Origin of the sequence: Chroococcidiopsis sp. [FACHB-1243] (genome assembly GCF_014696895.1) — a bacterium.
Lineage (GTDB): Bacteria > Cyanobacteriota > Cyanobacteriia > Cyanobacteriales > Chroococcidiopsidaceae > Chroococcidiopsis.
The window spans coordinates 56,465-69,920 of record NZ_JACJQX010000015.1; the positions used below are offsets into that span (position 1 = coordinate 56,465).

At 45.2% G+C, this 13,456-nt stretch carries 18 protein-coding genes and 2 tRNA genes; 12 read left to right on the top strand and 8 right to left on the bottom strand.

Translation table 11 applies throughout. From position 1 onward, the window contains the following. Window positions 1-866: 866 nt before the first annotated feature. Both H6G17_RS13070 and H6G17_RS34095 read left to right on the top strand, forming a co-directional pair. Window positions 867-1,250: a hypothetical protein gene (locus H6G17_RS13070; protein WP_192157741.1), complete on the top strand. Its 384-nt coding sequence runs from the start codon at window positions 867-869 to the stop codon at window positions 1,248-1,250. 2 nt (window positions 1,251-1,252) lie between these two features. Then, complete coding sequence (locus H6G17_RS34095) at window positions 1,253-1,384, top strand: hypothetical protein (RefSeq protein WP_277875996.1); 132 nt, start codon at window positions 1,253-1,255, stop codon at window positions 1,382-1,384. Between the two features lie 525 nt (window positions 1,385-1,909). Here H6G17_RS34095 and H6G17_RS13080 read toward each other — a convergent pair. After that, complete coding sequence (locus tag H6G17_RS13080) at window positions 1,910-2,791, bottom strand: DUF2382 domain-containing protein (RefSeq protein ID WP_192157743.1); 882 nt, start codon at window positions 2,789-2,791, stop codon at window positions 1,910-1,912. A gap of 376 nt (window positions 2,792-3,167) precedes the next feature. Here H6G17_RS13080 and H6G17_RS33450 point away from each other — a divergent pair, with 376 nt between their 5' ends. Further along, on the top strand, window positions 3,168-3,314 hold the full coding sequence (locus H6G17_RS33450; protein ID WP_347276429.1) for a hypothetical protein: 147 nt from the start codon (window positions 3,168-3,170) through the stop codon (window positions 3,312-3,314). Window positions 3,315-3,372: 58 nt separating this feature from the next. On the opposite strand, the gene H6G17_RS13090 is transcribed toward H6G17_RS33450, so the two are convergent. Together H6G17_RS13090 and H6G17_RS13095 are read right to left on the bottom strand one after the other, a co-directional pair. Then, window positions 3,373-3,768: a RidA family protein gene (locus H6G17_RS13090; RefSeq protein WP_192157745.1), complete on the bottom strand. Its 396-nt coding sequence runs from the start codon at window positions 3,766-3,768 to the stop codon at window positions 3,373-3,375. A 154-nt stretch (window positions 3,769-3,922) separates the two neighbouring features. Further along, window positions 3,923-4,360, bottom strand: a complete 438-nt coding sequence (locus tag H6G17_RS13095) for an NUDIX hydrolase (protein ID WP_192157747.1) — start codon at window positions 4,358-4,360, stop codon at window positions 3,923-3,925. Window positions 4,361-4,419: 59 nt separating this feature from the next. Between H6G17_RS13095 and H6G17_RS13100 the strand changes: the two genes are divergently transcribed. Then, window positions 4,420-4,511 (top strand) — tRNA-Ser (locus tag H6G17_RS13100). A 10-nt stretch (window positions 4,512-4,521) separates the two neighbouring features. Here H6G17_RS13100 and H6G17_RS13105 read toward each other — a convergent pair. Continuing rightward, on the bottom strand, window positions 4,522-4,671 hold the full coding sequence (locus tag H6G17_RS13105) for a hypothetical protein (protein WP_192157749.1): 150 nt from the start codon (window positions 4,669-4,671) through the stop codon (window positions 4,522-4,524). Between the two features lie 89 nt (window positions 4,672-4,760). Between H6G17_RS13105 and H6G17_RS13110 the strand changes: the two genes are divergently transcribed. Next, window positions 4,761-6,119 (top strand): ABC transporter substrate-binding protein, encoded by a 1,359-nt coding sequence (locus H6G17_RS13110; RefSeq protein WP_199316694.1) that lies wholly within the window; start codon window positions 4,761-4,763, stop codon window positions 6,117-6,119. Between the two features lie 40 nt (window positions 6,120-6,159). Here the strand turns inward: H6G17_RS13110 and H6G17_RS13115 are convergent, their stop codons facing one another. After that, on the bottom strand, window positions 6,160-6,852 hold the full coding sequence (locus H6G17_RS13115) for a hypothetical protein (protein ID WP_192157751.1): 693 nt from the start codon (window positions 6,850-6,852) through the stop codon (window positions 6,160-6,162). 212 nt (window positions 6,853-7,064) lie between these two features. Continuing rightward, window positions 7,065-8,015 carry a serine hydrolase gene (locus H6G17_RS13120; protein WP_192157753.1) on the bottom strand — a complete coding sequence of 317 codons (951 nt, stop codon included), beginning with the start codon at window positions 8,013-8,015 and terminating at the stop codon, window positions 7,065-7,067. Between the two features lie 69 nt (window positions 8,016-8,084). On the opposite strand from H6G17_RS13120, the gene H6G17_RS13125 reads away from it, so the two are divergent. The 3 genes from H6G17_RS13125 (at window position 8,085) to H6G17_RS13135 (ending at window position 11,168) form a co-directional block, all read left to right on the top strand. After that, window positions 8,085-8,774: a C40 family peptidase gene (locus tag H6G17_RS13125; RefSeq protein WP_192157755.1), complete on the top strand. Its 690-nt coding sequence runs from the start codon at window positions 8,085-8,087 to the stop codon at window positions 8,772-8,774. Window positions 8,775-8,861: 87 nt separating this feature from the next. Then, window positions 8,862-9,866, top strand: a complete 1,005-nt coding sequence (locus H6G17_RS13130) for a glycosyltransferase family 2 protein (protein ID WP_192157757.1) — start codon at window positions 8,862-8,864, stop codon at window positions 9,864-9,866. 75 nt (window positions 9,867-9,941) lie between these two features. Further along, window positions 9,942-11,168, top strand: coding sequence for an MFS transporter (locus H6G17_RS13135; protein ID WP_192157759.1), 1,227 nt, complete (start codon window positions 9,942-9,944; stop codon window positions 11,166-11,168). A 61-nt stretch (window positions 11,169-11,229) separates the two neighbouring features. Here H6G17_RS13135 and H6G17_RS13140 read toward each other — a convergent pair. Beyond that, a tRNA-Arg gene (locus H6G17_RS13140) sits at window positions 11,230-11,303 on the bottom strand. A gap of 36 nt (window positions 11,304-11,339) precedes the next feature. Here H6G17_RS13140 and moaC point away from each other — a divergent pair. Beyond that, complete coding sequence (moaC, locus tag H6G17_RS13145) at window positions 11,340-11,846, top strand: cyclic pyranopterin monophosphate synthase MoaC (protein WP_192157761.1); 507 nt, start codon at window positions 11,340-11,342, stop codon at window positions 11,844-11,846. Beyond that, entirely contained in the window at window positions 11,847-12,002 is a 156-nt protein-coding gene (locus tag H6G17_RS13150) for a hypothetical protein (protein WP_192157763.1), read from the top strand. Here H6G17_RS13150 and H6G17_RS13155 read toward each other — a convergent pair. Then, a complete protein-coding gene (locus H6G17_RS13155) occupies window positions 11,983-12,387 on the bottom strand; it encodes an OmpA family protein (RefSeq protein WP_192157765.1) in 405 nt (134 codons plus the stop codon). The two genes, H6G17_RS13150 and H6G17_RS13155, sit on opposite strands and share 20 nt — an antisense overlap. 191 nt (window positions 12,388-12,578) lie before the next feature. Between H6G17_RS13155 and H6G17_RS13160 the strand changes: the two genes are divergently transcribed. Then, window positions 12,579-12,878, top strand: coding sequence for a DUF1778 domain-containing protein (locus H6G17_RS13160; protein ID WP_192157767.1), 300 nt, complete (start codon window positions 12,579-12,581; stop codon window positions 12,876-12,878). Further along, entirely contained in the window at window positions 12,853-13,365 is a 513-nt protein-coding gene (locus H6G17_RS13165; protein WP_192157769.1) for a GNAT family N-acetyltransferase, read from the top strand. Before H6G17_RS13160 ends, H6G17_RS13165 begins: the two co-directional genes overlap by 26 nt. Window positions 13,366-13,456 lie beyond the last annotated feature (91 nt).

Below are 13,456 nucleotides of genomic sequence, written 5' to 3' on the forward strand. Positions count from 1 at the left end.
ATTAATACTGTGATGGACTAAATCTTCAAGATCGGTTTGAATTTGAGGCAGAACGTCATAAACGCTGACATTAACTCATCGAGTGGCGATCGCCTTGACTTCATTTTTCCCATTCACCTGTACGTAAGGTTAACAATTTTCTGGATGAAACAGCCAATCGGTAATATCTCCCTGCATAATTGATACTTGTAGCTGGTCGATAACTTAAATTCCTACCATTTCTATTAATTCAGCGGCAAAATCGATAACAAAATCTCGTTGAGCTTCTGCTTATACGAGTTCCAAATTCAATAAACCGACATGATATAAGCGAATCGATACGGGGATCGTTCGCAGCCAGTGCCAAAAAGGTAATAGCAAAAATATGTCATACCAGTTGTAGCTACAACCTGCGTCTCTAAAGCTTGCACTCGTTCCAGATAACTTTCAGTTTCAGGATGAGGTTTTATGCCCATCGAAATTAAATTATTAACTTTGACAAAGAACAAAAATGGTAGATAAATAGTCATGAAAATTCAACTACTTTCAATTACTAAATACCTACCTCTGTAAACCAAGTGCAAATTAACGCCAGCCATTCGGTTGCAATTGAACTAATGCAGCCTTAATTATTAGTTTGCAGTCGAAATGTGATGAGAAAATGACAGAAATTGACGACGCTAGAAGAACGATATAGTATCGACAAGGCAATTCAATCCTTGAGCTAACAGCTAATTCTATCTTTAGTAAGAAAAAGTTGTTGTACGGGCGAATATTTGTTAGACTGAACTTAGTTTGAAATGCCAGCCTTAATTCTTCTTCGGAAATGTATTAGATAACTGAGCCGCTCGATACGATCGCGGCAATTGAGGGCTGGAGAAAGATATATGTATTCAGAAGATATATTTCGACATCAAAAATTAGCAACAGCGGAGACTAACTACACGTCGATAGTTGTTAGTGGAGTAGAGTCGGAGCGAGTCAAAGCCGAAAAGATTGAGAACAAACCTATAGTTGCTAATCTCTCTTTAGGTATTGTGCTTTTGAGTTGTGTTATCTGTTTTATTATGCTGTCTAAGTCATGGATGGCTGCACAGGAAGATCTTGAAGAGATGATTGAGATTGCCAGCTTTTCTCAGTCTCCTTGTAGGAAGTGTCGATTCTTCTTCAACAATCCTTTTTTAAAGTGTGCGGTACACCCAACCATTGTGTTGACAAAAGAAGCAAACAACTGTGCCGATTACAATCCACGCACTCAGTTTTTAAAGTGAAAATGCGTAATTTTTTATTGACAATTGCTAGTATCATTACTAGGGTAGAGAGCGATCGCCGCTCGATTACTCAACGCCTACGTAAAAAGCTAGAGAGAACGTACCCTGAAAGACCTGAGCAAAAGTTAGGTTAATGACACGATCGCATAAGGAGAACCATCATGGTTTGGGACAAAATAAATCGCTTTACACCAGACGAGCAAAGCAACAGTTCTAAAGCCCCCAAGGTACACCTGGAGAAAGTTCTTACCATCCACCCATCGGCAAGCCACTGACGGATTGGGAGCAACCAGATTATGACGAACTTGACCTATGTATGGAAGTCACAACATATATTTACCAATGGCAACGATCGGGGCTGGGGTAAGAAGTTAGAAGTCGATTGACACTCCTCTAATCCCTTGTCTCCTTGTCCGAGAAGAGGCATTAGAACAATCTCTGCCTTTGGTACATCGCTCGTCGGTGACAGAAGCTACTTTTACTAAAAATCTTGAGTAGGCAGCTATACGTACTATTTCCTGTTAGCTATTCAATTGTATTAAGCAGTGTGCGATAGTCCAATGCATCGCTCGGCGCAAAGGAGGCGTACCATAAGTAGCACCAGCCTCCCACATCAAAGCGCGTAGCAAATTGTAAGCGAGTCAATAAACCTAAATGCTCTATCGGTGGTAGTTAGGATCGTTCTTATCTACAACCGGACGATCTGAAGCATCCAAATCTAGTTCTTCTCGCCGCACCGTTTCTTCGGCGTTGACCATTTCGCGATCGGTTTCCTTTCTAACTCTTACTTCTTCGCGTAAAACAGCTTCCTTACGAATGTCGGGAGTTTCTTCATAGATCTCCATACGTGCGGCTTCACCTTCGCGGAAGTTGGCTTCTCCTGGAGCAGCTGGTCTACCAGCATCATTTGGCGTGACGCGCTCGACCACAACTCGTTCTTTTTCTACTGGAACTGAAACTCTTTCTGTTTCAGTTTCAACGCGCTTGCCTACGGAAACTTCTCCAGCTTTACGACGGGTTTTATTCGCAATCAGCCTTTCTTCATACAGCTTGAGCGATTGACGATCTGGCTGGTTCATATCGTACAGATCTGGCTCTTGCTGATAGTTGTAAGTGCTGCGATCGGAATCAACTGTTTTTGCCGTTGGAGCTGTCGAACCTAATGCTGCTGATGATTCTAGGGGGCGATCGCGATAAACTCCCCGCACCCGTTCTTCGTATGCGTCATCAATTTTCAGATCGTCGCTAAACTCTGGCAAGCTTTCCGCTTGCTCTTTGGTAAAGCCGACCGCATAAACGTGTCGCTGGTTTTGGTCAATGCGAGAACGTCCCACTGGTAGCAATACCTGTTTACCAAAAATCCAAAAACCAGTGTCAACAACTAAATAACGAAAACGACCATCTTCATCGACCAAGATATTCTTGACAGTGCCAACTTTTTCATTATCTCTGTCTGAATAAACTTCGTAATCTTTGATATCGTTGCCGTCAAAAGAATCTCGATAATTAGTATCAAAGTCCTCAAGTTTGTGAAGAGCCATATTAATTCCCTCCATTTAATTTGAACTTATTAACCAGACTAAAACTTTATCTGAATAATGTATCTTGCTAGCGATAGAGATAAAATGTTTTCACTGATACAATTACTCTGTCTTTTGATGTAGCTACGCCCAATAAATGATAAGCTAACTAATAAACTAAATAGCTATAAATCTGCGATTGGATATAAGTTATTGTTCAAACTGAGATAGAAAAAATTAAAGCTAGGCTCTAGTAATATAGAAAATTAATCGAGTGGTTTGACGTTGCTAAGCAATAGCTGAACGCGATCGTGCCACTCAAACCAAGCGATAAAGTTGAAGCGATCGCGCCAATGTCATTTTCTGGTTACATTGAGTTCTAAATCTAGATAAAGCTATTACCAGAAATCCAGACCAACTCAAAGCAGAGGAACTACACGCACAGGCGTGGGAGATCGTTCAGCCTGATTTCGAGCGATCGCAACAAGAAACCATAGCACGCTGTCAAGAACTAGCCTCAACGGAAAAAACTGCAACAGTGTGAATAAAGCGATCGGTTTCCCTTGATATACTCTACGGGCTTATCGCCGTGTGAAATTCAATTAAGCAGCGATCGCCGCAATACACTCAATCTCTACCAACACATCTTTCGGCAACCGCGATACTTGCACGCAAGCACGCGCTGGGGCATTTGCTTCATCAAAATGTTGAGCATAAACCGCATTCATCGCCGCAAAATCATTCATATCTTTTAAGAATACGGTTGTCTTTACCACATCCTGAAACTTTGCTCCTGCTGCGGCGAGAATTGCCTCTAAATTTGCCATCACTTGCTTTGTCTGGGCGGTGACATCTTCCGTACCGATAATTTCTCCACTCTGAGGATCGAGGGGAATTTGCCCAGCGACAAATATCATTTGTCCGCTAGCCGCGATCGCTTGATTATATGGTCCCACGGGTGCGGGTGCGGCATCGGTACGGATGATTTTGCGAGTCATAAATAAGTCAAAAGTCAAAAGTTAAAAGTCAAAATGTCTGGGCTGATGATGCAAATTAAATGCATGACAGCCTAGTTTGGCGTAAGGTTGGCTGTACTTGTAGAAGTTTGTTCGCCAAATATTACAGTAGAACAACAACTATGTTAAGTAAACCCTACTCACTGGTTAACAAGGGACGAATCTTGTAATGACGGTAACGCCAATAATCGCGCAAGATGCGATCGTGATCGAAGCATAAGTTCGTAGGCACTTGCCACGATTCAAAAATGCCAACACCCTTAGCATCATCTCCAGCTTTAGGTTCGCCTGTCGCCGTAGCAATGAATACTACACTTAACGTATGCTGGCGCGGATCGCGGTTAGGCTCGGAATAAACGTGGAATTGTTCGATTAATTCTACCTGCAAGCCAATTTCTTCTTCAGCTTCTCGACGTGCGGCTAGTTCTGCTAACTCCCCATAATCAATAAAACCGCCAGGGATCGCCCAACCGTAAGGAGGATTATGGCGCTCGATTAAGACGATCGGTCGTTGCGGTCGGTCAATTAATTCGATGATAATGTCAACTGTCGGAACGGGATTGCGGTAAGCCATAAATAATTGGTTTTGCTTCTTAGTGCAAAGCTTGTTATAATCATGAAGCCATGTCACCAGGAGAGGTGGCTGAGTGGTCGAAAGCGGCAGATTGCTAATCTGTTGATGGACTCGTAAGACCCATCCGAGGGTTCGAATCCCTCCCTCTCCGTTTTAAAAATTTACCAGATTTCTGCTGTGGGTGAATTACACCTCATAAACCCATAGCTGAAAAAGAATTGCGGCGATCGCCAATCGCCTCCTTCCTCTACCATTTGGTAGAAATTATGGCGATCGCGGAACTTTATGGCAGGAGAAAATATCTCCGCCATTGGGTAGGTGTAATTAGATTCAGTTTTCTACCCAGTTATGCAAGAATAATCTGCATTAATTTTCAATCGCACAGACGATAAACAACTCTATGAAAACGACCGATCCTGTTTTGGTGAAACGCTTATCAGGTACTATTGCCCTAGCTACCGCTACTCTCTCGCTCGGTTTTTTGGCTGCGGCTTGTCAACAAACCACAACAACAAGCAGCACGCCCCAAACAACAACTGCCGATTCTGCTCCGGCAACAGCTCCGGTTGCAACAAATGTACAAGCTAGTACGCAAGCACTGAAGCTTGGCTCTCTCCTCCCTGCTACGGGCGATCTAGGTCCCATCGGACAGCAAATGTCAAGTGCTGTTCCCTTAGTCATCGAGACAGTTAATGCCTGTGGTGGTGTTAATGGCGCTCCTGTATCCTTAGTGGCAGAAGATGACGAAACCGATCCGCGTAAGGGTGCGGCAGCGATGACGAAACTAGCAAACGTCGATCGCGTAGCGGGTGTGGTTGGTTCTTTTGCCAGTAGCGTTTCTAGCGCGGCTGTACCGATTGCCGTGCGCAATAAGGTGATGCTGATCTCGCCTGGTAGTACCAGCCCTGTCTTTACAGATAGAGCTAAAAAAGGTGAATTTAAAGGCTTTTGGGCGCGGACAGCTCCCCCCGATACCTATCAAGCCGAAGCCCTGGCTCAATTAGCGAAAAAACGAGGTTTTAATAAAGTCTCGACGGTAGTAATCAATAACGACTACGGTGTAGGTTTTGAAAAAGCTTTTGTCCAAACATTTAAAAAACTTGGTGGAACTATCGTTAACGAAGGTAGACCGACTCGCTACGATCCCAAAGCAACAACATTTGAAACTGAAGCCGCAGCTGCTTTCGCTGGCAAACCCCAGGCAGTGATTGCCGTAATGTATGAAGAAACAGGTAGCATCTTACTAAAATCTGCCTACGAGCAAGGATTAATGCAGGGAGTACAAGTGATGCTCACCGATGGGGTGAAGTCCGCCACCTTCCCTGGAAAAGTTGGCAAGAAAGATGACGGCAAATATATCGTCACTGGGGCGATTGGGACTGTGCCAGGTGCAGATGGCAAAGCACTGACAGCGTTAACCCAACTGTGGAAACAAAAGAAAAATCAGGCGGTTGGAGAATACGTGCCTCAAGCCTGGGATGCCACAGCACTGCTCGTCCTCGCCGCCCAAGCAGCCAAGGCAAATTCTGGCGAAGCAATTGCTGGTAAACTACGAGAAGTTGCTAATGCTCCAGGTACGGCAGTCACTGACGTTTGCAAAGGTTTAGAGTTATTACGCAAAGGTCAAGATATCAATTATCAAGGCGCTAGCGGTAACGTCGATGTCGATGCTAACGGTGATGTGGTCGGAGTCTATGACGTTTGGACAGTCAAAGACGACGGTACTCTAGGTACAATTGGTAAAATTAGCCCGGAATAATTCAGATGTAGAGACGTTACATGTAACGTCTCTACTATTTTTAGAAGCCAGGGAAGTTATAGCCGACTCCTAGTAATAAACCAATGGAAGTTTCCTCAAAAAAGGCAACGTTTACCCCAGCCGTGACAGTAAATTGATTAGTCAGGGGAAAATCTACCCCACCAGTAAGCAAGAAGTCGGTTTGACTATCATCGCCAGAAGCGATCGCAACTCCCCCACCTATGTAAGGTGATATGGGTAGCGCAGCATCTATGACATCAACTCCTGGTAAAGAAATATCGTAAGTTAGGGGAATCAGAAAAACTGTATCTCCCCCAAAGACGGCAGATGGACGCACTGAGAAGTTACCGGGCAGTCCAATTTTGCTAATCACCGCAAAGTTAGAGTCGCCTAAATCCGTGTCTCCATCCAAACCTATATTAGCGGCAATGCCAACATAGCTAGAACCACCGATAACAGCGCGTCCCACATCAGCGCTATCGACTTGGGCGATCTGGGAATTATCGATTTTTGTCGTTTCTAACTCTGAAAGTGCAGCAGATTGAGTCGTAAGAGTCGTAGCTGAAGTCACAGACGTTCCTGGCATCGGGACGACACGCTCTGGAGGTTGTGCAGGTTGGTTTAACTGTAGGCGATCGCGATCGTACGTCTGAGCTTGAGCAGATAAACTCCAACCGAGTACGGTCAAGCTCGCAACACCAAACACCAACGGCAAATGACGAGAAAAAAGCATATTTGCGTTCACTCCTAGCAGATTTTATGCCGAAAACTTGCATAATTCTCTCTATCTATTAGTTATTAGCTCTAGCTTTTTATGTTTTGTCAATGTTTGTTTGTCATTTGTCATTTGTCATTTGTTGATGGTTGACGCGCTCCGCTACACTGCGTGAAGATGGTTGATGCTCCCCTGCCCCTCAGCCCCCCTGCCCCCCTGCTCTCTTTCCCCTACTCCCGACTCCCCAAAGTAGCAACTGCGGCAGCGATCTGTTGCGAGATGAAAGGTAAGATATGACGATTTTTGCTGCGATCGCGACCTTCGGTAAATACGACTAATAAGTATGGTCGCAAATTAGGAATCTCTATATAAGCAGCATCGTGACGGACTTGACTCGTCCAGCCAGCTTTTGCCCACAATTGTGCTTCTGGGGATAATCCGCCACCTAAAAAACCCGTAATTTGGTCTTCATCGTTATCTGTCGGTAAATCGGTAGGTTTGAGGCTGCGCTTGAGTAAACTCATCATTGCTTGCGATCGCCCGCTAGACACCGCTACCCCACCTACAATACTGTGTAACAACCTTGCTGTGGCATTAGTTGTCAGCATATTGCGATTGTCCATCAACTCCCCCACAAATGCCCGTTCGCGACCATAGGGACCATCGCACCAAGTTTTTTGATTGACGTTAATTGTCGCCATCTCCTCCCAACCGAGAGACTGATAGTAGCGATTGACGATGTTGCGTTGAGTTTTCCAAGTCTCAAAAGGTGCGGCTGGGAGTTCGGGACCGCTAGTCGTACCGCTGAGAACGTCAACTATTAAACTAGTTGCATCATTGCTAGAATCAGCGATCGCATCGCGCATGGCGCGTTCGATCTCCGGCGAAGACCCCACCATACCTTTTTCTAGCCATTCTTGTATCGCCACCAAATAAAATAGTTTGACGATACTAGCAGGATAGATTCGTTCCACACCGCGATAGCTATACCCCCGCACTGGAAAATTCCAGAAGGCTTGGGGACTCAAAGCGCCACCTGTATTGACGGGGACTGGAGGATCGTAGACAATCCACGTCAGAGCAATTTGGTTACGTGCCAAAGTGGGAAATTCTGCCCAAGTTGTTTCTAAAACGCGATCGCCCAGAGTTTCTAGTTGTTCGTCTTTGCGGAAAAATACCATAGCAGGGAGTAGGGAGCAGAGAGCAGGGAGTAGGGAGTTATATTACAAATGACCAATGACCAATGACCAATGACCAACATCGAATATCAGTGCCTCAGTCCTCTAAATATATATGATTCTCCTCAGTGCGATCGCTTGGCAACTCAAGCAGCAGCAGGAAGACATTTACAAGTGACGACTACGCCTGACAATGCCTCAGCAATTAGGGTGTGTTTGTGTGAGGATGATTATCCAGGTTGGCTACCAGCGTCCGACTTCCAAAAGCTTGCTACAGCAAAGGCTTCCTATCAAGCGATCGCTCTTTCTATTACAGAAATTAAGCACCGCTTGCCAACAGTTATTGATTTTACTAGGAAAGCGATGCAGCAACCCAATTACTATTTATGGGGTGGAACATTAGGACCAAACTATGACTGTTCCGGCTTGATTCAAGCCGCATTTGTTTCGGTAGGTGTTTGGTTGCCTAGAGATGCCTATCAACAGGAAGCTTTTGTAGAGACAATTTCTGAAGCGGAAATTTCACCTGGAGATTTGGTGTTCTTCGGGACGGATAAGAAAGCTACCCATGTAGGGCTATATTTGGGCGCTGGATCTTATATACATAGTTCTGGGCAAAAAATGGGGCGCAATGGCATTGCGATCGATCGCTTAACGGCAGAGGGAGACGAAATTAGTCGGTCGTACTTTCAACAGCTGCGTTCCTACGGCAGAGTCGTTAAATGTTACGAAGGAATTCGGAATTCAAAAGTCAAAAGTTAGAAGTCAGAAGTCAAAAATAAGGAGACAGGAGACAAGTCACAAGTCAAAATTAACTAACCACTAGCCACTAGCCACTACTAACTACTCATGATCGTTTCCGATAGCTTAACTCAGTCCAATGGGGCGATCGCCTCACATAAACTAGACGTTTCGGTGGTCGTACCAGTTTACAACGAGGTAGAGAGCGTGCCTCATTTGCTGGAGGCGATCGCTTCTACCATGAAAGCAAGTGGTTTAACATACGATATCATTTGCGTTGATGATGGTTCCAAAGACGGTTCGGCGGACTTCCTCAAGCAACAAGCAACAGAACGCACCGATTTAAAAGCTGTCTTGTTACGACGCAACTACGGACAAACAGCAGCAATGGCGGCTGGGTTCAAGTATGCTACAGGGAAAGCGATCGTCACTCTGGATGCAGATTTACAAAACGATCCGGCGGATATTCCGGCTTTACTTGTCAAACTAGATGCGGGCTATGATTTGGTAAGCGGTTGGCGCAAACAACGACAAGATGCAGCTTTAACTCGCTTACTCCCTTCTAAAATTGCTAATAAACTCATTGGTATAACAACAGGTGTCAAGTTACACGACTACGGCTGTTCTCTCAAAGCCTATCGGTCAGAACTCGTAGCTGATATGAATCTCTACGGAGAATTACACCGCTTTTTACCCGCTTTAGCCTTTATTGAAGGGGCGAGAATTGGCGAAATGCCCGTGAGACACCACGCACGGCGTTTTGGTCGTAGCAAGTACGGGTTGTGGCGGACGTTTCGCGTGTTGATGGATCTGCTGACAATCTCCTTCATGAAGAAGTTTCTCACTCGTCCCATGCACGTATTCGGTCTCTTCGGGCTGCTGTCTCTAGTTTTAGGTACGGCAATCGGGCTATATTTGACTTTCTTAAAATTGGGTTTGGGTCAAAGTATTGGCAATCGTCCCTTATTGATTTTGTCTGTCTTGCTATTCATTACTGGGGTACAGTTGTTTTGCTTCGGGCTACTAGCAGAACTTTTGATGCGGACGTACCATGAATCTCAAGGTCGTCCAATCTATCGCGTGCGAGAGGTCGTAGGTCATAATGTTAAGTAAAGTAAAAATATTTGATGTAGAGGCGTTACATGTAACGTCTTTACACCGAATGATCCCTACTCCCTCTGTTAAACCTTGAACGTTTTTCTGAAATTCGATCGCAGTTTGCGGCGAAATTTGCTGATTTTATTCTGTGCTGGGCTGAGTTTCTGGTCTAGTCTGACAGCATTATTGCCCGTTCTGCCCCTTTATATCGAGGATGTGGGGGCGAACAAGCAACAAATTGGTATGGTGATGGGTTGTTTTGCCATTGGACTGTTATTATTTCGTCCTTGGTTGGGACAGCTTGCCGATCGCCGCAGTCGTAAGCTAGTGCTATATATCGGCACGGCTGTAGTCGCGATCGCTCCTTTAGGTTATTTAGTCATTACATCTTTGCCTTTATTGATGGCACTGCGGGCATTCCACGGGATTAGTATTGCCGCTTTCACCACGGGCTACAGCGCCCTAGTTGCCGATATTGCACCCCCCCAACATCGCGGTGAAGTTATCGGTTATATGAGTTTAGTGACTGCGATTGGAATGGCAGTGGGACCCGCCATCGGCGGTTTTTTACAAGCTGGGGCTGGCTATGCGCCTCTCTTTCTCCTCTCGGCAGGGTTGGGATTTTTGGGCATCTTGTTTACTTCCCAAGTCTACAATCCACCGATCGCGAAAGTGACAACCGAAAGTCCTTCAGCAGATCGGTTTTGGAGTTTATTATTCAGTCCGCGACTGCGTATCCCCGCGATCGTTTTATTACTCGTTGGTTTAGCTTTCGGAACTTTAAGTACCTTTGCACCCCTATTTATTAAAGCGACTCAAGTAGATTTAAACGCAGGCTTATTTTATACCGCAGCCGCGATCGCGAGTTTTGTCGTGCGCTTGATTACGGGAAGAGCTTCCGACCGTTACGGCAGGGGTTTATTTATTTCCATTAGTTTGATTTTCTACTCGGTATCGATGCTGATACTATGGCAAGCTACCAACGCCAGTCTGTTTTTATGGGCAGCAATCATCGAAGGGGCTGGGGCAGGAATGCTATTGCCTACCATTGCTGCACTACTGGTAGACCGCGCCCAGCCAGACGAACGGGGGAGAATCTTTGGCGTGTGTATGGTGGGGTTTGATGTCGGAATTGCGATCGCGGGTCCCTTTTTAGGTTTAATTGCCGAACAAGTTGGTTATCGGGCGATGTTTGGTGCGGCTGGCGGGTTAACTTTCCTCGCTTTACTCATCTTTTTGACCCATTCGAGCAAAAGTTTTCCAGCCTCGTTACGTTTCGCCTTGGGCAGGGGTCAGGATGCATACGCATTAAAATAGGGGCGCATAACTAAAGCAGGGGCGCACAGATGTGCGCCCCTACAAATTGATAAATTAAAAACGGGCGAGGAGGGATTCGAACCCCCGACACCGTGGTCCGTAGCCACGTGCTCTAGTCCACTGAGCTACACACCCTTGCCAGAAACTTATAGTAACACACACTTTGACTAAATGACACAAGAAAATTTTTCTGCTGCTAATTTGACTCATCTGGATCGGCAAGGGCAAGCTCAGATGGTAGATGTTTCTACCAAACAGCCAACAGTTCGAGAAGCGATTGCCTCTGGTAGAGTGAGGATGCAAGCAGATACTTTGGCAGCAATTCAAGCTGGCAACGCCCCCAAAGGTGATGTCTTGGGAACGGCAAGACTAGCTGGAATTATGGCAGCCAAGCAAACATCAAATCTCATTCCCCTGTGCCATCCCTTACCCCTACAAAAAGTCGAAGTCCAAATTACTCCCGATCCCGAACTTCCTGGCTATCAAATTATTGCCACAGTCAGAACCAAAGCCGAAACGGGTGTAGAAATGGAAGCACTCACTGCTGTTTCCGTTGCTGCTTTGACACTCTACGACATGGCAAAAGCCTTAGAAAAATCGATGCAAATTGAAGCGATACATTTGGTGAGTAAAACGGGCGGGAAGTCGGGAGATTATACGGTGATGGGTAATGGATAGTTGATAGCTGTGTGGCGCGTGGTGCGTGGGGTGTTGCGGGCGGTTGCGCCGTCGTACGGCGCAATAAAGCCGCGTCGTGGTGCATGGTGTGTGAAATACTTACAACTCCCTAGTACGGGCGCACAGATGTGCGCCCCTACGACTTACGACTTATAATCACTTCTACCCGCCGATTTTTCTGCCTTCCTGCGGGATTGTCTGCACCATTGGATTTCGCGTTCGGGGCGATGGGCTGTTTTTCACCCCAACCTTTAGCTGTCATGCGGCTATTATTAATACTAAAGTTTTGCGCTAAATAGTTTTCGACAGCTTCTGCCCGCTTCTGAGAAAGCACCTGATTGTAAGCGCCGCTACCTTTACTATCTGTATACCCGTTGACGGTCACGGGTGCTTTGGCATAGTTTTTTAGTAGTAGGCTCAGTTTTTGTAGCGTTGGTTTAGCACTAGGACGAATATTCGATTTATCGAAATCAAACAAAATATTTTCTGGTAAATTAATCCGAATACCCGCTCTAGTTTCTTGGGCTTTTAAGTCTGTCAAAGCTTTTTGGACTACTGTTTGCGTTGTTTGAGTAGATTGGACGACCTCTAGCTGCGTAATAGAAGTACCGGATTGATGGGGTTGTTCTAATTGAGTTACAGCGATCGCCTGTGGTTCTTCTAAAAAGCAAAAACGGGTGTCATTTTGTCACCACTTCAGTTATAATAACGCTATAAAAGCCAAAATGTATCATGCCTAACCGTCCTCAAAATGATGAACGAGTCACGGCAAGGGTTTCTGCTTCAGTCAAAGAAACATTGCAAAAAGCTGCTGATTTGTCTGGTGCTACCTTGAACCAATTTCTCATCCAAGCAGCCCTCAAAGAAGCCCAAAAAGTTCTAGAAGCAGAACGGATAATTAGCATTACACAACAAGATGCAGACAAGATTTTTCATTCACTAGAAAACCCGCCTGCTGCCAATCAAAAATTGCTCTCAGCAATTGCTCGACACCAAGATTTTTTTAGTGAAAGTCATTCAACTACTCGATAAATCTCACGAATGCGAACAATTTGACTGTGGTAACGAAGCCCTTAACCAATTTCTGAAACAGACAGCACGGCAACATATCCAGAAAGGCATTTCTCGTACCTTTGTTCTCATCGATTGCACTTGTCCTAGAGAAATAATTGGTTTTTTTACCTTGACTTTGTGCGAAGTACGCTTACAAGAACTGCCCCAAAAATGGGCGAAGAAATATCCTTCCCTAATTCCAGGGGTAAAATTAGCTCGCTTAGCAGTGGGCAAGAATTGGCAACGACAAGGAATTGGAGGAATTTTAATAGTTGAAGCGATGCAGCGGGCGCTGGTTGTAGCAGAAAATGCGGGTGGAATAGGGCTGTTTGTGGATGCTAAAGATGAAACAGCTAAAGCCTATTACTTACGCTATGGTTTTGAGAGTCTTGACTCTCCTTTACAAATGTTTCTTCCTTTGCAAACTATCGAGTCATTCCTCAAACAAGCAATTGAACCGAAATAGAGGTTTATCGCAAAGAGTGAACTTGTTAAGATATCAAAGTTACCTATAATCTCTTACCCACAAGGTTTTTCCTTCTGCCATCTGCCTTTTG

Excerpts from the sequence above, each read along its gene's own strand:
- moaC (WP_192157761.1), top strand. The coding sequence starts at position 11,340 with ATGACACAAGAAAATTTTTCTGCTGCTAATTTGACTCATCTGGATCGG.
- H6G17_RS13125 (WP_192157755.1), top strand. The coding sequence starts at position 8,085 with ATGACCAACATCGAATATCAGTGCCTCAGTCCTCTAAATATATATGAT.
- H6G17_RS13105 (WP_192157749.1), bottom strand. The coding sequence starts at position 4,671 with ATGGCGGAGATATTTTCTCCTGCCATAAAGTTCCGCGATCGCCATAAT.
- H6G17_RS13110 (WP_199316694.1), top strand. The coding sequence starts at position 4,761 with ATGAAAACGACCGATCCTGTTTTGGTGAAACGCTTATCAGGTACTATT.
- H6G17_RS13070 (WP_192157741.1), top strand. The coding sequence starts at position 867 with ATGTATTCAGAAGATATATTTCGACATCAAAAATTAGCAACAGCGGAG.
- H6G17_RS13120 (WP_192157753.1), bottom strand. The coding sequence starts at position 8,015 with ATGGTATTTTTCCGCAAAGACGAACAACTAGAAACTCTGGGCGATCGC.
- H6G17_RS13160 (WP_192157767.1), top strand. The coding sequence starts at position 12,579 with ATGCCTAACCGTCCTCAAAATGATGAACGAGTCACGGCAAGGGTTTCT.
- H6G17_RS13095 (WP_192157747.1), bottom strand. The coding sequence starts at position 4,360 with ATGGCTTACCGCAATCCCGTTCCGACAGTTGACATTATCATCGAATTA.
- H6G17_RS13090 (WP_192157745.1), bottom strand. The coding sequence starts at position 3,768 with ATGACTCGCAAAATCATCCGTACCGATGCCGCACCCGCACCCGTGGGA.
- H6G17_RS34095 (WP_277875996.1), top strand. The coding sequence starts at position 1,253 with ATGCGTAATTTTTTATTGACAATTGCTAGTATCATTACTAGGGTAGAG.
- H6G17_RS13130 (WP_192157757.1), top strand. The coding sequence starts at position 8,862 with ATGATCGTTTCCGATAGCTTAACTCAGTCCAATGGGGCGATCGCCTCA.
- H6G17_RS13080 (WP_192157743.1), bottom strand. The coding sequence starts at position 2,791 with ATGGCTCTTCACAAACTTGAGGACTTTGATACTAATTATCGAGATTCT.
- H6G17_RS13115 (WP_192157751.1), bottom strand. The coding sequence starts at position 6,852 with ATGCTTTTTTCTCGTCATTTGCCGTTGGTGTTTGGTGTTGCGAGCTTG.